Genomic DNA, 17,136 nt, shown 5'->3' on the forward strand with positions numbered 1-17,136 from the left:
CGCCCGAAAATCCTCTTTCCACGAACTCTAAAGGGGGATTAGAGATCGGCGACGAATCGGCGGCGCATCACTCGAGGCGACTCGAGGAACGCGACACCGTCGAGAGTTCGATACGCCGGCCGAAATCACGCGACGTCGTCTGGAACGTCGAAGTCGTGGAAGTGCTCGCCCTTCTCCTTGCTCAGAATGTCCAGCGCCGCCGAGGCGCCGTCGCCCGCGGCGATGACGGCCTGCCACTCCTCGTCGCGGACCATCGCGCCCGTCGCGTAGAGGTCGTCGACGCTCGTCTCGGTGTCCAGATCGACGTCGACGGTGCCGTCGTCGGAAAAGTCCACCTCGAGGTCCTCGGCCATCGACCGGTCGGCGCCCGTCGCGAGGACGACGTAGTCGGCCTCGTAGGCGTCGTCCTCTGTTTCGACGGTGAAGCCGTCGCCGCCGGGGTCGATGTCGGTCACCTCCTCGCCGACGCGGACGTCGGCGCCGCGGTCGCTGACCTGCCCGCGGGTCAGTTCCATGAACTCGTCACCGCTGATGCTCCGGATTCCGGGGTAGTTGAACAGGTGAGCCTTGTGCATCCAGGTCTCGTCGGTGTCGAAAACGACGGTCTCGAGGTCGTTCTTCGCGGTGAACAACGCTGCGCTCAGGCCGGCGGGACCGCCGCCGACGATTACGACGTCTGGCATGGACGGCGGTACCACGAACGACCGGAAAAGGATTATTTAGGCGTTAGAGACCGTCTCGGTCTCGAGAACGCCGGCGGATGCTCAGTCATCGCTCGGTCCGGCGGCGGGGGTCTCCGAGTCCGCGCTCGCGTCGGTCGCCACGGGGGCGGCGTCGAACAGCGGGCTCGAGTCGCCGGGGACGAACGTGTTGAGCGCTAGCGCCGACAGCGCGGTCGCGATGACCGGCTGGCCGAAGAACAGTTCGGCGCGGCTCGGCAGTCCCGCGAGGGCTTCGGGCGTCGTCGCGATGCCGAGGCCGAGGCCGAGCGAAACGGCGACGATGACCGTGTTCCGGCGATCGAGTTCGATGTGCGTGACGATCAGTCGGAACCCGCTCGCGGCGACCATCCCGGCCATCAGCAGGACGGCGCCGCCGAAGACCGCACTGGGGATCGTCGTGACGGCGGCACCCACTTTGGGGCTCAGGCCGAGGACGGCGAGGAAGACGCCGCCGATGCCGACGACGTGGCGGCTCATCACGCCGGTGAAGTTGACGATACCGACGTTCTGGGAGAACGAGGTGATCGGGAACGCGCCGAAGATCGAGCCGATCGAACTCAGCAGGCCGTCGTTGAACAGCCCACCGCGGAACTCCTCGTCGGTCGGGTTCCGGCCTTCGGCGGCCGTGACGCCGGACATGTCGCCGACGGTCTCCATCGAGGAGACCAGAAAGAGGACGGCGAACGTGGCGATCGCGATCGGCTCGAACTCGAAGCCGAAGCGGGTCGGTGACGGCAGGGCGATCCACGCGGCCTCGCCGACGGGTCCGAAGTCGACGATCTCGAGGCCCGTCGCGAACGTGAGAGCGATGGCGGTCGCGTAGCCGACGACGATCGCGACGAGCACGGACAGCAGTCGCGTGACGCCGCGCGTGAACATGTTGAGACCGACGGCGATCGCCAGCACGAGCGCGGCCAGTCCGAGGTGTTGCAGGCCGCCGAAGGTGCCCGCCGCTTCGGCGGCGGTGCCGCCGGCGACGTAGTCCATCGCGACCGGGATCAGGTAGAGACCGATGATGACGACGACGAGACCGGTCACCAGCGGCGGGAAGAAGGGTTTGATGCGTTTGAACTGCCAGCCGATCAGGCCCTCGACGACGAAGCCGGTGACGAGAATCGCGCCGAAGACGGCGGCCAGTCCGAAGCTGGCGCCGATATCGATCGTCGCGCCGACGAAGGTGAAACTCGAGCCCATGACGATCGGCAGCCGAGCACCGACCGGGCCGACGGTGTAGGCCTGTACCATCGTCGCCAGTCCGGAAAACAGCAGGACCATCTGGACGAGATAGGCCGCGTCGGCCTCGAGACCGACACCGTTCGCGACGACGTACGCCACCGCCGTCGCCGGCACGATCATGACCGCAACGTGTTGCAAGCCCAGCAGAATCGATTTCGGTAACGGCGGTTTGTCGTCGACGCCGTATTCGATCTGAATGCCCCCGTCAGTTTCGTTCGACATGCTATACCCTCCCCGTAGCGAATCGATGTACAAAAATTCTCGTATATGCGCCCATCGAGCGGTCTGTCGGGGGCTACTATATCCACTATCGTGCACAGAAATGCGGTAGCAGCGACGGGGGCCGCCGCTACTCGGTCCAGCGAAACGAACGATGGGAGCCGTACGAGTGCCGATCAGTGAACCGTGACTTCGCCGTCTTCGACGGTGATGTCGAGGAGGCTCGTCGCCTCGAACGGCGTCTCGTCGAGCGCGGAGTCGCCGACCTTCCGCATCACGACCACGATGTCGACGATGTCGGCGCCGATGTCGTCCAGCGCGGTGCAGATGGCCGCCAGCGTCCCGCCGGTCGAGAGCATGTCGTCGACGATCAGGACGCGGTCGCCCGCCTCGACGTCGTTGATGTACATCTCCGACTCGGAGTAGCCGGTCTGCTGGTGGAGCGAGACCTCGCCCTCGAGGCCGTAGGGACGCTTGCGGATCACGACCAGCGGGATGTCGGTCTGCAGGGAGAGGGCGGTCGCGAGGTGGATCCCCATCGCTTCCGGGGCGACGATCTTGTCGACGTCCAGGTTGGCCGTCTGCATGACCTCGACGACGACCTCGCGCAACAGGTCGGGATCGAGCATCGGCACGCCATTGCTGATCGGGTGGACGAGGTACTCGTAGCCGTCCTTGTCGATGATCGGGGCGTCGGAAAGCGACTCGATGAGCTTCTCCATACCGCCGATTGGGGGAATCGGTGCAAAAACGGATCGTTCTTCGGTTCGCCCCGCGGCGGTCGACCCGCAGCGTTCAGTCGTCGGCCTGCTGTGGGCGTTCCTCGCCCCCGAACGCGCTGGTTATCGTTCCGATACTTCGCTCGAGGAGTAGCCGGAACTCCTCGCGTCGGCTGACGAACAGCAGTAGACCGAGGACCATGTAGACCGCGCTGTAGACGAGCAGCATCTCCTCGGTCGTGATCGGCAGCACGATGAGTTCGCGAATCACGGCGAACTCGAGGAAGACCTGCGAGACGAACAACACGAGCAGCGTGACCGCTTCCCAGGCCGTGACCTCGAAGTTGACCAGGAGGGCGATCGCGAAGAACGATTGGGCGGCCGTGAGCCAGATCTCGGCCGACTGCTTCGAGTCGAACGGGAGCGCGCCGTACTCTCCCAGCGCGAGCGAGTAGACGACGACGAGCGTCCCGATGAGCAGCGTCCACTGGTTGAGCTTCGAGGAGATCAGGGCGTTGAAGCCGGCCGTCGACCGCGCCTTGTTGACCAGGTAGGCGACGACGATGAGTTCCGGCGATTCCGAGGCCAGCGGCGCGATCCACTGGATCATGAAGAAGGGCGGAATGCCGGCTTCGGTCCCGAGTTCCTCTAAGCCGTGGGCGAACGGTTCGACGGCGACGAAGATGACGAACCCGGAGTAGGCGAACAGCAGGATGATGGTGGCGATTCGTGCGGGTCTGGGGAGCCGCTGGAGCGCGGCCGGCACGCCGGTGTGGACGTCCTCGGGCTCGACGTCGCCGCGGATCACGATCGCGATGTAGGCGACGTAGAGGCCGACCAGAATCAGCATGTCGAAGATATCGATACCGCCGTTCAGCGGCACCAGAAACGCCCAGAGCGTCGCCAACAGCAGGAAGACGATCTCGAGGCTGATGTCGGGGTCGATTGAAACTGCGTCCCGCAGGAATCCAGCGCGGTCCTTGACGGCGGGATCCTCGTCCGATTTGCGACGGAAGATGGTAAACAGCGCGATGCCGGACCAGCCCAGTCCGATGAGGATGCGGTTGGCGCCGGTCATGTTCGCGACGGCGAGGTTCCCGGCCTCGATGCCACGTTGGGTCCCCGCAAATTGACCCGCGTTCCAGGCGTAGAGGGCGTCGACCGCGTACTCCGGAGCGACCGCCAGCACCGCGAGGATCGCGATCGCGAACGCTCTAGGGACGTCCTTCTCGGCGGTCTCGGCCGCCCACGCGAGCAGGAACGCGGCTCCGAGGATCGAGACGCCGCTGACTGCGACGGTCGCGAGCGTCGACAGACTCGCGAACAGCGCCGGATCGTAGCCGACCGCGGGGAGACCAGCGGTTAGCACCCAGACGGCGACCCACGGCACCGTCAGGCTGACGGCCGCCGCGATCGTCCCCAGCAGCCGCCGCTTCACGGCGAACGCCCCCGAATGTTCGACCGTTCCAGCGGCCAGTTCCGACCCGCGATCGGTCCGAGACCGGCCCCGTCTCGACCGCAGTTCGTCGGCTGCTCCATCGAGCCGGCGCCGAGCGACCCGCTAGCGCTCTGCCGTCGATGCCGGCCGCGTCGGCCGTGCCGCCTCGTCTCGCACATAGATGCACTACTATCGAAGGAACGAGTAAAACCTGCCGCCTGCTCCTCCCCGCTCGAGCGATCCGTCTACTCAGAGACCGCTCGACGGCGGCAGCTGCCGCGTCTCTATCTCCCCCGCCCGCGAGGCGAGCGTGCGTTATCACCCCACATCCCTTTTGTCCCGAGTGTCGATAGCACGAGCCGTTGATACCCCATGTCGGATGATTTCGACCCCGAATCCGCGTCCCCGCGCCCGGAATCGCTGTGGCTAGCCACGACGCCGACCACTGACTACGACCCGCTCGAGGGCGACCTCGAGGTGGACGTCGCCGTCGTCGGCGGCGGCATCACTGGGCTGACCGCCGCGATCGAGTTGCAGGAGGCTGGAAAGACGGTCGCGGTCCTCGAGTCGGACCGCATCGTCGAGAGCACGACCGGCCACACGACGGCCAAACTGACCTCCCAGCACGGGCTGATCTACGATACGCTCGTCTCCAAATTCGGACGGAAGCGGGCCGGACAGTACGCCCGGGCGAACGAGGCCGCGATCGACGCTGTCGAACGCCGCGTCGAAGAACACGATATCGACTGCGACTTTCGGCGGACGCCGGCCTACACGTACGCGGCGTCGTCCGACGACGTCTCGAAGGTCAGCGAGGAGGTGGAGACGGCCCAGCGGCTCGGGCTCCCGGCCGAGTACGTCGAAGAGACGCCCCTCCCGTTCGAGACCAACGGGGCGGTTCGGTTCGACGAGCAGGCGGAGTTCCACCCGCGGAAGTACCTGCTCGCGATCGCCGAGCAGATCCACGAGAATGACGGCGACAGCGCCGTCTTCGAGGAGACCCGCGCGGTCGATATCGATCCCGGCGAGCCCTGTCGCGTCGAGACCGAACGCGGCGCGGTCGTCGCCGACGACGTCGTCGTGGCCACGCACTTCCCCGTGTTCGATCGGGCCGGCTACTTCTCGCGGATGCACCCCCACCGGGCCTACCTGCTGGCGGTCCGCGTCGACGAGGAGCCGCCCGAGGGGATGTACTACAACACGGCATCGCCGCCGGCCACAATTCGAACGCAGCCGGCCGAACCGGCCGACGACACCGACGAACCCGAAGAACTCGTCCTCGTCGGCGGCCAGAGCCACAAGCCGAGCGTCAGCGGGCCGCCGACCTCCGAACGGTATCGACGCTGCGAGCAGTTCGCCCGCGAACACTTCAGCGTCGAATCGATCGAGTACCGGTGGTCGACGATGGACTACTCGCCGGTCGACAAGGTACCCTTCATCGGGCAGATCGATCCGCTGGCCGAGCACGTCTACGTCGGTACCGGATTCAAGGGCTGGGGAATGTCCGGCGGCACCGCCGCGGGGATGATCCTCGCCGACCTGATTGTCGACGGCACGAATCCCTGGGCCGACGTGTTCGACCCCCAGCGGTTCACCCCAAAGGCGTCGGCTAAGAGCTTCCTCGAGGAGAACGCGAAAGTCGGCGGCAGTTTCGTCGGCGATCGAATCAAGTCCTTCCTCGCCTCGATCGGCGCCGACGGGAGCGATATTCCCGACCCCGACGAGGGCGGGATCATTCGCCGGACCGGCCGCCCGATGGGCGTCTACCGCGACGAGGGGGGCTCGGTCCACGCCGTCTCCGCGGTCTGTCCGCACATGGGCTGTCTCGTCCGGTGGAACGACGCCGAGCGGACGTGGGACTGCCCCTGTCACGGCTCGCGGTTTACCCACGAGGGGGACGTGCTCTCCGGGCCCGCGCTCGAGGGACTGCCGTATCGGAAGCTGTGAGCGATCCTGGAGTTTCGGATCCGACGGCAGCCCGAACGAGAAATCCTTATGCGCGCCGAGTTGGTTCGGTGAGACAGCATGGCACGTGAGACTTGGGCGAGTCGCGCCGGATTCATTCTGGCCGCGGTCGGAAGCGCAATCGGCTTGGGGAACATCTGGCGGTTCCCGTGGATGACCGCGGAAAACGGCGGGAGCGCCTTTCTGCTGTTGTATCTGCTTATCGTCCTCGTCGTCGGGGTGCCGGGATTGCTGGCCGCGTTCGTGATCGGTCGACGGGCGAATCGGAACCCGGTCGGAGCGTTCAAATCGCTCGCCGGATCGCGTTTCTGGACGGCGCTGGGCGTGCTCTGCGTCGTCACCTCGATCATGCTGATGTCGTTCTACAGCGTCGTCGGCGGGTGGATCCTTCGGTACTTCCTCGAGAGCGCGACGGGCGCCTACTTCGCGGATCCCGGCGCCCACTTCGCGGCGATCAGCTACGGTGCCGAAGCGTTCGGCTTCCAACTCGCCGTCCTCGCGGCCACGTCGCTGATCGTCGCCGCGGGGATCAGACGCGGCATCGAGGCGACGACGAAGGTGATGATGCCCGGCGTCGTCCTGTTGCTCATCGGACTCGCGGTCTGGGCGGCCCAGCAGCCCGGCGCTGCACAGGGTTACGAGTTCTACCTCGAGTTCGACGGCGCCTACCTCGCGGAGAACTTCCTCTCGGTGTTGGGGTCGGCCGCCGGCCAGGCGTTGTTCACCCTCTCGATCGGCAGCGGAACGATGATTACCTACGCCTCCTACGTCGACGACGACCGCTCGTTGCCCCTCGACGCCTCGGCCATCGCCGTGTTCAACCTCGGCATCGGTATCCTGGCCGGACTCGTGGTCTTCCCGTTGCTGTTCTCGTTCGCGCCGGGGCCGACCGAGGGCGGCCCTGGCGCCCTGTTCGTCGGGATCGCCGGCGCGTTCGCGAACCTGCCCGGCGGGCGACTCCTCGGCGCGGTCTTCTTCCTCGTCGTGCTCCTCGCCGCCCTCACGAGTTTGATCAGCATGCTCGAGATCCCGGTCTCGTTTCTGGTCGACGAGTTCGATCTCGAGCGGTCGACGGCGACGTGGGGGCTATTCGGACTGGTCGCACTCACCGGCGGCGTGAACGCGTTCAGCCCCGCGGTGTTTACGCTGTTCGCGGACCAGCTCGTCGATCTCCTCCTGGTGCTCGGCCTGACCGGGTTTATGATGTACACGGCCTGGGTGCTCGGTCCGGCCGCGATCGAGGAGTACCTCGAAGGCGCGGGGCCGCTCTCGCGCCCGCTGGTGATCCCGTGGCGGTACGCCATCGGGACCGTCTTCCCGGCGTTCCTTCTCTTTACGTTCTACGCCGACGTTGCGGCCGTGATCGGCCTCTCGACGGGAACGGGGCCGTTGTTGGTGGCGACGCTGCTGACGGTGGTCCCGCTCGTCCTCGTGGCCCGCCGTTCCGTCTCCGAAAACCGACCGCAACCGAGCGAGAGCGCGGACTGACGAGCCATCGATCACGGTAGCAGAACGCTCGTCACACCACGATTCGCGCCGAACGCCGTTCGTTCGCACGCGACCCTTTTGCGCGGCGCGATCCACCACGCGCCACTCGAGAAACACGAGTCAGAGCCCGACGTCGTCGAGGTCGATCCGCGTCGGTTCGGGCACTGCGTCGTCACTCGAGTCCGAGACGGCGTACGCGCCGCGTTCGACCGGCGTCTCGTCGTCGCCGGTGAGGACGATAACGCCGTCGGCCAGCAGCGGCGCGAGCACGCCCGCCGCGACGGTCCGGGGATCCGAAAGCGGGGCGCGGACGACCACGCGGTCGCCCGTCTCGAGGCCGTAGTCATCGACGACTCCGCGAGCGGCCTCGAGGACGTCGGCGTGGCTCACCGTCCGATCGCCGTCGGTCAGCAGCGCGGTCTCGGGATCGATAGAAAGCGGCGGGAACGAGGGGTTCTCGCTCCAGAGGCCGGCGTCGAAGTGGTGGACGTCGGGCTCGTCGGGTTTCGCGCCGTAGCCGACGCGCTGGGCGCCCGGCGGCAGGTCGTAGGCGTCGGACTCGAGGTCTCGAACCGGCGCCACGAGCGCCCGGAAGTCCTCGGCGTCGGCGAGGTCTGCAGGCGGATCGAAGCGGGTGGTCCCCTCGAGCAGCGTCGTTCCGAAGAAGGCCAGCAACGGAAGCGGGGCCTCCCCGACGACGCCGACGGTGACGCCCTCGCGAACGCCCGCGTGTCGCAGGAAGTTCCCGGCCTTCCACGCGGTCGTACACAGCCAGTGGTGGTCGAACTCCCGTCCGGTCGCATCAACCAGCGACGTGTGCTCGTCCCGGAGTTCGCGCGTCAGCAGGTCGTCGACTGTTGCGGCGGTCATACTACTCCCTCGCGAGTCGGTCGAAAAAAGCGCGCCGACTCGAGTCGGCGAGCGACCGTCAACGGCCGTCGTACGACGGGACCGTCGCTCGTGCGCGCCGAGCCGTCGTCCGTCTACGCTCGCGAGTACAAGACGTCGTCAGTCGTCCGCGGCGGCCGGCGCGGCGTCCGCGTGATCGATCTCGGTGCCGAGCACGTCGAGGAATTCAGCGAGCCAGTCGGGGTGGTCCGGCCAGGCCTGTCCCGTCACGAGGTTGCCGTCGCGCGTGACGCCGTCTACCCACTCGCCGCCGGCGATCGTCACGTCGGCCTCGAGCGCCGGATAGCCGGTACAGGTCCGTCCCTCGAGGACGTCCGCGGCGGCGAGGAGCTGGACGCCGTGACAGAGCGACGCGACGGGTTTCTCCGCCTCGAAGAAGTGCCGGACGATCTCGATGATCTCGTCGTAGGTTCGGAGGTATTCGGGTGCGCGGCCGCCGGGGACGACCAGCGCGTCGTATTCCGACGGATCGACGGCGTCGAAGTCGTGGTTTAGCTCGAAGTTGTGCCCCGGCTTCTCGGTGTAGGTCTGATCGCCCTCGAAGTCGTGGATCGCCGTCGGACAGGCGTCGCCGCTCTCCTTCTCGGGACAGACGGCGTGGACCTCGTGGCCGACCATCTGGAGCGCCTGGAACGGGACCATTACCTCGTAGTCCTCGACGAAGTCGCCCGCGAGGAGCAGAATCTGTTGTGACATGGGTATCCCCACGTGTTCGTTCGGCGACAGTCGTCATAGCTGTGTTGGGTGTTCCCGTGAGACGTGCGGCGGCGACGCTCGAGTCGACCGTATCGATGGAGTCCAAAGAAAGACTGCGACCGGTGTCCCGGTCATTCAGTCGTCGCTCGGCGCCGCGGCCTGCTGATCCCTGACGTGGTCGACGATCTCCTTAGTCTCGGAGACGAACGTCTCGTGGTCGATCTCCGCACCGTGTAACACCGTCGAGAAGTATCGCACGCTACTGGCGACCCCGATCGCTTCGGACAGTTCCTCGTCGGTCACCTCCTCGAGTTTCGCCTCCTCCCTGTGGAAGTGCACGCAGTACGGACACTGCATCGCCGACGCCGCGCCGAGGGCGACCAGTGCCTTTTCCCGCCCTTCGAGTTCGGTCTCCTCGAGCTCGAGGTCGCGGACGATCCCCCAGCTGTGGTCCGCGGCCGGCTCCGGGAGCGCGTCGATCCAGCTCGGAACGCGTCCAAGGTACTCTTCGATTTCCGCTCGCGTCTCGGTTGTTACCATTGTCTCCCTCCTGTGGATCTCCCGCGTCGTCTCGAACCGTCCCGACGCTGCGGTCCGATACCGGGGACACCCGTCTATACTACGTGCCGCGAGGTGATGAACCCGTCACACAAGTATCCGATAGCAGAGGTCAGAGAGTTACGACGAGTCGTGCTGACGAGAAAACCGGTCTCGTCGACGACGCGTTCAGTGATGGATCGACGGGATCGAAACGGGTTCGCTGACGGTTCGGAACGCCGCCGTCGCGACGGCGATTCGGAGCGAGGAACTGTCCGTCCGCTTAGAACGCCCGCTTGATCTTCTCGAAGAAGCCTTCGTTGACCTCGATCTCGTCGCCGCCGGCCTCGGCGAACGCCTCGAGGGCCTCGCGCTGTTCCTCGTTCAGGCTCTCGGGGGTGACGATCTGCACCTGCACGTGGAGGTCGCCGTGCCCGCGGCCGCGCAGTCGGGGCATCCCCTCGCCCTCGAGGCGGAAGGTCTCGCCGCTCTGGGTTCCCTTCGGGATGTCGAGTTCGACGGCGCTGGAAAGCGTCGGGATTTCGACGGTGTCGCCGAAGGTGGCCTGCGGGAACGAGATGGGGAGCCGATACTGGAGGTCGTCGCCCTCGCGTTCGAACTCCTCGTGGTCCTGAACCGAGACGTCGATCAGGAGGTCGCCGTGCCGGCCGCCTTCGGGACTCGGCGCGCCCTCGCGCTCCATCCGAAGTGTCTGGCCCTCCTGAATACCGGCGGGGACTTCGACGGTCAACTGGGCCTCGTTGCGGACGTAGCCCTCGCCCCGACACTCGTCGCAGGACTCGGAGTACAGTGTTCCGTCGCCTTCACAGCGCGGACAGGTGGTCGTCTGCTGGACCCGGCCCAGCGGCGTCTGCTGGACCTGCGTCACCTGGCCCCGGCCCTGACACTCCGGACAGGTCTGGGAGTCCGCCTCCGGCGGATGGCCCTCGCCCTCACAGACGTCGCACTCCTCGGGTCGCTCGACGGTGAACTGCTTTTGAACGCCCTCGTAGGCCTCCTCTAAGTTGATCTCGAGTTCGGTTCGCAGGTCCCGACCCTTGCGCGGTCGCCGGCGGCCGCGCCCGCCGCCACCGCCGAAGACCTGCTCGAAGATGTCGCCGAGACCGCCGCCGCCCATGCCGCCACCGCCGCCCATGCCGCCGAACGGGCCGCCGCCCATCCCGCCGGCACCGGCGCCGCCCTCGCTGGCGTCGAAGCCGTGTTTCTCGGCCTGTTCGTAGCGGTCGTGGCCCATGCGGTCGTAGGCCTGGCGCTTCTCCTCGTCGGTGAGGACCTTCTTCGCCTTCTGGATCTTCTTGAATTTCTCCTCGGCGTCGGGGTCGTCGCTCACGTCCGGATGATACTCGGTGGCCTTCTGCCGGTAGGCCTGTTTGATCTCCTCGGCGGACGCGTCGGCGTCAACACCGAGTACGTCGTAGAAGTCCTCGCTCATTCGTTGTACACCGATTGTCGATTGAGACACTTGAAACGAACGTTCCACAAGTACCTTTTTTCGCCTCGGGATTCCTCGCTTCGCGAGGAACCGCTCGGCGCAAAAATCTACGCTAAAAAGGCCGCTCGCTCACTTCGTTCGCTCGCGGGTGTAGTGCTTACACCGCGACCGCTAGGTATGGTCTCTACAGAGGACTCGTCCTGTTAGTCCTCATCTTCGTCTACTTCGAAAAGTTCGCTTCGCTCACTTTTCGAAACTACGGAAGGCTCACTGCCGTCCGCCTTCCGAGCCGACGACTCGGACTCGAGTTACTCGTCCTCGTCGTCGACGTCGTCAGACTACGTCTGACGGGCTGAAGACGACGACTTACTCGTCGTCGTCTTCAACGTCTTCGAAGTCCGCGTCGACGAACTCCTCGTCTTCGCCGCCGGCCGCACCAGCGTCGGGACCGGGGTTCGGGCCGCCGCCCATGCCGCCGGGGCCGCCGGCGGCTGCGCCGCCTGCGGCGCCACCGGCCGCACCGCCAGCGCCGGCGCCCGCTGCGCCGGCCTCCTGATGGATCTGCTTGCCGATCTCCTGGAGTTCCTTGCTCAGGTCCTCGGTTGCGGCCTCGATGTCCTCGGCGTCGGCGTCGCCGTCGTCGATCGTCTCCTCGAGGTCCTCGATCGCGGCCTCGATGTCGGCGCGGAGATCGTCGTCGACCTCCTCGTCGTTCTCCTCGAGGAGGGTCTCGGCGCGCTGGATCGTCGCCTCGGCGGTGTTGCGAGCCTCGATGCGCTCGCGTTTCTCCTTGTCCTCCTCGGCGTGTTTCTCGGCTTCCTCCTGCATCTTCTCGATCTCGGAGTCGGAGAGCCCGGCGCCGCCCTCGATGGTGATCTCCTCGCTCTCGCCGGAGCCCTTGTCCTCGGCGGAGACGTTGACGATCCCGTTCTCGTCGATGGAGAACGTGACCTCGATCTGGGGCGTTCCGGCGGGGGCTGGCGGGATGCCGGTCAGGTGGAACTCGCCGAGCAGTTCGTTCTTCTCGGCCAGTTCGCGCTCGCCCTGGAAGACCCGGACCTGCACGGAGGTCTGGTTGTCTGCCGCCGTGGTGAAGATCTTCGACTCCTCGGTCGGGATCGTCGTGTTCTTCTCGATGAGGCGCTCGAAGAGACCGCCCTTGACCTCGATACCGAGCGAGAGGGGCGTGACGTCGAGCAGGACGATGTCGTCGACCTCGCCGCCCAGCACGCCGCCCTGGATCGCCGCGCCCAGTGCGACGGCCTCGTCGGGGTTGACGTTCTTCTGGGGCTCTTTGCCCGTCAGTTCCTCGACCTTCTCCTCGACCTGGGGCATGCGGGTGGAACCGCCGACGAGGAGGACCTCGTCGATATCGTCCTTCTCGTAGCCCGCGTCATCAAGGGCCTGCTCGGTGGGCTCGACGGTGCGGTCGATGAGGTCGCTGGTCAGCGACTCGAACTTGGCGCGGGTGAGCGACTCCTCGAGGTGGATGGGGCCGTCGTCGGTCGCCGTGATGAACGGCAGGTTGATCTCGGTCTCCTTGCGCGAGGAGAGTTCGATCTTGGCCTCCTCGGCGGCGTCCTTGAGCCGCTGGAGGGCCTGTCGGTCGTCGCGGAGGTCGATACCGTGTTCCGCCTCGAACTCCTCGGCGAGCCAGTCGATGATCGCCTCGTCCCAGTCGTCGCCGCCGAGGTCGTTGTCGCCGTTGGTCGCGACGACCTCGTAGACGCCGCCGCCGAGATCGAGAATGGAGACGTCGAACGTCCCGCCGCCGAGGTCGTAGACGAGAACGGTCTGGTCGGAATCGTCGTCGAGGCCGTAGGCCATCGAGGCGGCCGTCGGCTCGTTGATGATGCGCTCGACCTCAAAGCCGGCGATCTCGCCGGCGTCCTTGGTCGCCTGGCGCTGTCGGTCCGAGAAGTACGCCGGGACCGTGATGACGGCCTTCTCGATCTCGTCGCCCAGATAGTCCTCGGCGTCGCGCTTGATCTTCTGGAGGATCATCGCCGAGATCTGTTCGGGCGTGTACTCCTCGTCCTCGATCTCGACGGTGTAGTCCTCTTCGCCGATGTGGCGCTTGATCGACTGGATCGTCTTCTCGGGGTTCTGAACGGCCTGGTTCTTCGCCGGTTTCCCGACGAGTCGCTCGTCGTCGGTAAAGCCGACGACGGAGGGCGTCGTCCGTTCGCCTTCGGAGTTGACGATGATCTCCGGATCGCCGCCTTCCATTACTGCAAAGGCGCTGTTCGTCGTCCCAAGGTCGATTCCGAGAATCTTGTTGCTCGCCATCGTGGAGGGCTATTGTGCGCACTTTGTTTTAAAGGTTACTAGGGAATATCGGGGGCCGAATAAAATCTCCCGAACGGGTTATAGAGGCCACTCTAACGGCCCAAAACGCGATCTTGTGAATATGACACGAAGTCGAAAAACGGCCGATAATCGACGCGAAATCGCCGAGAGAAATGGTAGATTTCTATCCAGTCTGCAACCTTACTCCGAGTCGGCGGTCGCTTCGTCGTCGCCCTCCGTCTGACCGTCCTCGTCTGCGACCTCGCCGCCGAGTTCGATCGCACCTTCGCTCTCGTCGTCCGATTCGTCCCCGTCGGAATCGGCCGTCGATCCGTCGTCCACAGCCTCGTCGCTTTCGTCCGTCGCGTCGTCCTCGCCGTCTTCGGCCTCGAGTTCGCCGTTGGAAACGGTCACCTGCGCGTTCTGGATGACCTTGTCGCCCATCTCGTAGCCGGGTGTGTAGACGTCGGCGACGGTCCCTTCGGGCTGGGCGCTGTCAACCTGCATCATGACCTCGTGGCGCTGCGGATCGGTCTCGGTGCCGGGTTCGGGATCGATCTCCGAGACGTTCTCGTCCTCGAGGATGCGGTCGAACTCCCTGAGGGTCATCTCGACGCCCTCGCGGAGGCTGTCGGCGTCGTCGCTGTCCTCCTCGAGGGCGCGTTTCAGGTTGTCCCGGACGCCGAGCAGTCGTTCGACGAGGTCCTCGGTCGCGCGGTCCTTGATCTGCTCCTGGCGCTTCTTGGCCCGCTTCTTGTAGTTCTGGAAGTCGGCCTGTTTGCGCTTCAGCCGGCTCTTCAGGTCCTCGACCTCGTCTTCGGTCTCTTCGAGTCGCTCCTCGCGGGCCTCGAGTTCGTCCTGGAGGTCCTCGATCGTCGCGGCCTGTTCCTCGACGCGTTCGGTCAGGTCCTCGAGTTCCTCGCGCTGGTCGGAGACGGTCCCATTCAGGTCCCGGGCCTCCTCGACGATGGCGTTGATCTTGTGCGCGAGTTCGTCGTCGTACTCCGTGACGCGATCGAGGAGTTGCTGGACGTCGTCGCTCGTTTCGGGTCGCGACGCCGTCTCGCCGGTCGCGTCCGCGCTCGATTCGTCGCCCGCGTGCTCCTCCGAGCCCTCGCCGGCGGCCGACGAGTTCGACGAGTCGGTCTCCGTCTTCGTCGCGTCGGCGTTGACGGCCGATTCGTCGGCGTCCGTCGTCGATTCGCTGTCGGACGGATCGGCGTCGCCGGAGTGGTCCTCGGACGGGACACCCTGGGCGGGAGCGTCCGTGCCCTCGTCTTCGCTCATGTGGCTGTCAACGAACAGCGGTAATAAAAGGGTTGAGGTACCGTGATCGTCGTCCCGCCCGTCGCCAGCCCGACAGTATTTGGTCGTTCGGCCGCGAGTAGGGACCGTGACGCGGCCCCAGAACGACCGTCCGGAGTCACCGCCGATCGCGCTCCGGTACGAGGACGGCACCGTCCGGATCGACGACCTCGAGAGCGACGCCCTCGACGCCGTCCGCGAGGCGGTCCCCGACCTCGCGGCCGATCCGCGCACCGACGGGCGGCGCGTTCCCGCGTTTCGCTACGCCGACCTTCGGGCTGCCCTGGTGGACGCGACCGCGGACGCCGACCGAATCGACGACCGAGTGCTGGAACTCGAGTCCCTTCCGGACCTCCACTCGGCGTACGAACTCCGCGAGTATCAACACGAGGCGCTGTCGGCGTGGCTCGAGACGGACCGCTGGCGCGATGGCCTCGGATCCGGGGCCGGACCGGCCCCGGAACGAGCGCCCGCAGGCGTCCTCGAACTCCCGACGGGCAGCGGCAAGACGGTCATCGCGTTGAAGGCGATCGAGCGCCTCTCGGTGCCGACGCTCGTCGTCGTGCCGACGATCGACCTCCTCGAGCAGTGGCAGCGCGAACTCGAGCGGGAGTTTCGGTGTCCGATCGGACGCTTCGGCGGAGGCGAGCAGCGCCTCGAGCCGATCACGGTCTCGACGTACGACTCGGCATACCTGAAGGCCGACTCGGTCGGCGACCGCTTCGGACTGGTCGTCTTCGACGAGGTCCACCACCTCGGAGGCGAGGGCTACCGCGAGATCGGGCGCCTGCTCGCGGCGCCCGCCCGCCTCGGACTCACGGCGACGTTCGAACGCCCCGACGGCGCCCACGAGGTGATCGCGGAGATCGTCGGGCCGCTCGTCCACCGCGTCGGGGCCGACGAACTGGCGGGCGACCACCTGGCGAACTACGATATCAAGCGCCTCGCGGTGTCGCTGACACCCGACGAGCGCGAGGCCTACGAGCGCAACCAGGAGGTGTTCACCGACTACCTCGCCCGATCGGGGATCGAGATGCGCAGCGGCTCGGACTATCAGGAACTGGTCAAGCGGTCGGGATCGGATCCCGAGGCCCGCGAGGCCCTGCTCGCTCGCCAGCGCGCACGGGAGCTTATGTTCGGCAGCGCGGCCAAACTCGAGGCCCTCGAGGGGATCCTCGACGACCACCGCGGCGAGCGGACGATCGTCTTCACGGCCCACAACGACCTCGCGTACGACGTCAGCGAACGATTTCTGATACCGACGATCACCCACCAGACCGGCGCCGCCGAGCGACGGGAGATCTTAGAGCGCTTTCGGGAGGGGACCTACACCCGGATCGCGACCTCGAACGTCTTGGACGAGGGGGTCGACGTCCCCGACGCGTCGGTCGCGGTGGTGCTCTCGGGTAGCGGCAGCGAGCGGGAGTTCACCCAGCGACTCGGTCGAATTCTCCGTCCGAAAACCGACGGCGGTCGTGCACTCCTTTACGAAGTCGTCGCCGAGAACACGGGCGAGGAACGCATCGCGGGCCGGCGTCGCGACCGCTGATTCCGATCGCACTCCGCCCGATTTCGATGACCGAGACGTGCTCGCTGACCGGCAGGTATCAGCAGCGTCTTCGGCGTCGACGGAGCTTCTGCGTCGACGAAGCGCGAACGTAGCACCGGCGCCGAACTGCGACGCTCATTTCTCCGCCTCGTGATAGGTCGACAACATGATCCGGATCGGGATTCAACTGTACACGCTACGAGACCGACGACGCGCTGTCGATTGAACTCGACGTCTGTTGGGCGACCGCGGCGGGGCACGGACGCTCGCAGCGGTTCGCGATCGGTCTTCGGGGCACGCGACGGCTCGCTCAACAGCATGCGCGCCCACTCGCTCGTCCGCACGCCGTTCGTCACGGGATCGGACAGTCCGTAGACGACTAGCAGCGCGGCCGCGCAGTGGACCCGGTGGACCAGTTGCGGCGCGACCAGTTCGACGATCGGACCGCCGATCACCGCGAGGACGAGCCCGGCGACGGTGACGAGGACGAATTATCGGTAGGCCGTCACGGACGCCTTGAGCGAGCGGAGATACAGGAACTCGAGGGCGACGATCGGACCGCCTCAATGCGGGCGCGAACCGGCGATGCATGCTGATTGTTTACCTATCCC

The 17,136-nt window shown here is 66.2% G+C and carries 14 protein-coding genes; 4 read left to right on the plus strand and 10 right to left on the minus strand.

The features are described from left to right. Nucleotides 1-125 precede the first annotated feature (125 nt). From EH209_RS00715 to EH209_RS00730, 4 genes are all read right to left on the minus strand, one after another. Nucleotides 126-683, minus strand: a complete 558-nt coding sequence (locus EH209_RS00715) for an NAD(P)/FAD-dependent oxidoreductase (protein WP_126661089.1) — start codon at nucleotides 681-683, stop codon at nucleotides 126-128. An 81-nt stretch (nucleotides 684-764) separates the two neighbouring features. After that, nucleotides 765-2,180, minus strand: a complete 1,416-nt coding sequence (locus tag EH209_RS00720; RefSeq protein ID WP_126661090.1) for a uracil-xanthine permease family protein — start codon at nucleotides 2,178-2,180, stop codon at nucleotides 765-767. Nucleotides 2,181-2,353: 173 nt separating this feature from the next. Further along, nucleotides 2,354-2,899, minus strand: a complete 546-nt coding sequence (hpt, locus tag EH209_RS00725) for a hypoxanthine/guanine phosphoribosyltransferase (protein ID WP_126661091.1) — start codon at nucleotides 2,897-2,899, stop codon at nucleotides 2,354-2,356. Nucleotides 2,900-2,972: 73 nt separating this feature from the next. Further along, nucleotides 2,973-4,334 (minus strand): sodium:calcium antiporter, encoded by a 1,362-nt coding sequence (locus tag EH209_RS00730; RefSeq protein ID WP_126661092.1) that lies wholly within the window; start codon nucleotides 4,332-4,334, stop codon nucleotides 2,973-2,975. A gap of 372 nt (nucleotides 4,335-4,706) precedes the next feature. Between EH209_RS00730 and EH209_RS00735 the strand changes: the two genes are divergently transcribed. Together EH209_RS00735 and EH209_RS00740 are read left to right on the plus strand one after the other, a co-directional pair. Next, on the plus strand, nucleotides 4,707-6,281 hold the full coding sequence (locus tag EH209_RS00735) for an FAD-dependent oxidoreductase (protein WP_126661093.1): 1,575 nt from the start codon (nucleotides 4,707-4,709) through the stop codon (nucleotides 6,279-6,281). 78 nt (nucleotides 6,282-6,359) lie between these two features. Continuing rightward, entirely contained in the window at nucleotides 6,360-7,787 is a 1,428-nt protein-coding gene (locus tag EH209_RS00740; RefSeq protein ID WP_126661094.1) for a sodium-dependent transporter, read from the plus strand. Between the two features lie 120 nt (nucleotides 7,788-7,907). Here EH209_RS00740 and EH209_RS00745 read toward each other — a convergent pair whose 3' ends face one another. The 6 genes from EH209_RS00745 to grpE all read right to left on the minus strand — a co-directional run bounded on the left by EH209_RS00745 (nucleotide 7,908) and on the right by grpE (nucleotide 14,958). After that, nucleotides 7,908-8,657 carry a hypothetical protein gene (locus tag EH209_RS00745; protein WP_126661095.1) on the minus strand — a complete coding sequence of 250 codons (750 nt, stop codon included), beginning with the start codon at nucleotides 8,655-8,657 and terminating at the stop codon, nucleotides 7,908-7,910. Between the two features lie 138 nt (nucleotides 8,658-8,795). Then, nucleotides 8,796-9,392, minus strand: coding sequence for a DJ-1/PfpI family protein (locus tag EH209_RS00750; RefSeq protein WP_126661096.1), 597 nt, complete (start codon nucleotides 9,390-9,392; stop codon nucleotides 8,796-8,798). A gap of 135 nt (nucleotides 9,393-9,527) precedes the next feature. Continuing rightward, nucleotides 9,528-9,932, minus strand: coding sequence for a carboxymuconolactone decarboxylase family protein (locus EH209_RS00755; RefSeq protein WP_049941681.1), 405 nt, complete (start codon nucleotides 9,930-9,932; stop codon nucleotides 9,528-9,530). A gap of 280 nt (nucleotides 9,933-10,212) precedes the next feature. Next, nucleotides 10,213-11,382: a molecular chaperone DnaJ gene (gene dnaJ, locus EH209_RS00760; RefSeq protein ID WP_126661097.1), complete on the minus strand. Its 1,170-nt coding sequence runs from the start codon at nucleotides 11,380-11,382 to the stop codon at nucleotides 10,213-10,215. Between the two features lie 366 nt (nucleotides 11,383-11,748). Next, a complete protein-coding gene (gene dnaK, locus EH209_RS00765; RefSeq protein ID WP_126661098.1) occupies nucleotides 11,749-13,671 on the minus strand; it encodes a molecular chaperone DnaK in 1,923 nt (640 codons plus the stop codon). 201 nt (nucleotides 13,672-13,872) lie between these two features. Continuing rightward, a complete protein-coding gene (gene grpE, locus EH209_RS00770; RefSeq protein WP_126661099.1) occupies nucleotides 13,873-14,958 on the minus strand; it encodes a nucleotide exchange factor GrpE in 1,086 nt (361 codons plus the stop codon). A gap of 106 nt (nucleotides 14,959-15,064) precedes the next feature. Between grpE and EH209_RS00775 the strand changes: the two genes are divergently transcribed. After that, nucleotides 15,065-16,525, plus strand: coding sequence for a DEAD/DEAH box helicase (locus EH209_RS00775; protein WP_211338307.1), 1,461 nt, complete (start codon nucleotides 15,065-15,067; stop codon nucleotides 16,523-16,525). Between the two features lie 398 nt (nucleotides 16,526-16,923). Next, nucleotides 16,924-17,121 (plus strand): hypothetical protein, encoded by a 198-nt coding sequence (locus EH209_RS24350; protein WP_204747576.1) that lies wholly within the window; start codon nucleotides 16,924-16,926, stop codon nucleotides 17,119-17,121. The last annotated feature ends 15 nt before the right edge of the window (nucleotides 17,122-17,136 follow it).

The sequence above is a fragment of the Haloterrigena salifodinae genome, assembly GCF_003977755.1.
Classification (GTDB): domain Archaea; phylum Halobacteriota; class Halobacteria; order Halobacteriales; family Natrialbaceae; genus Haloterrigena; species Haloterrigena salifodinae.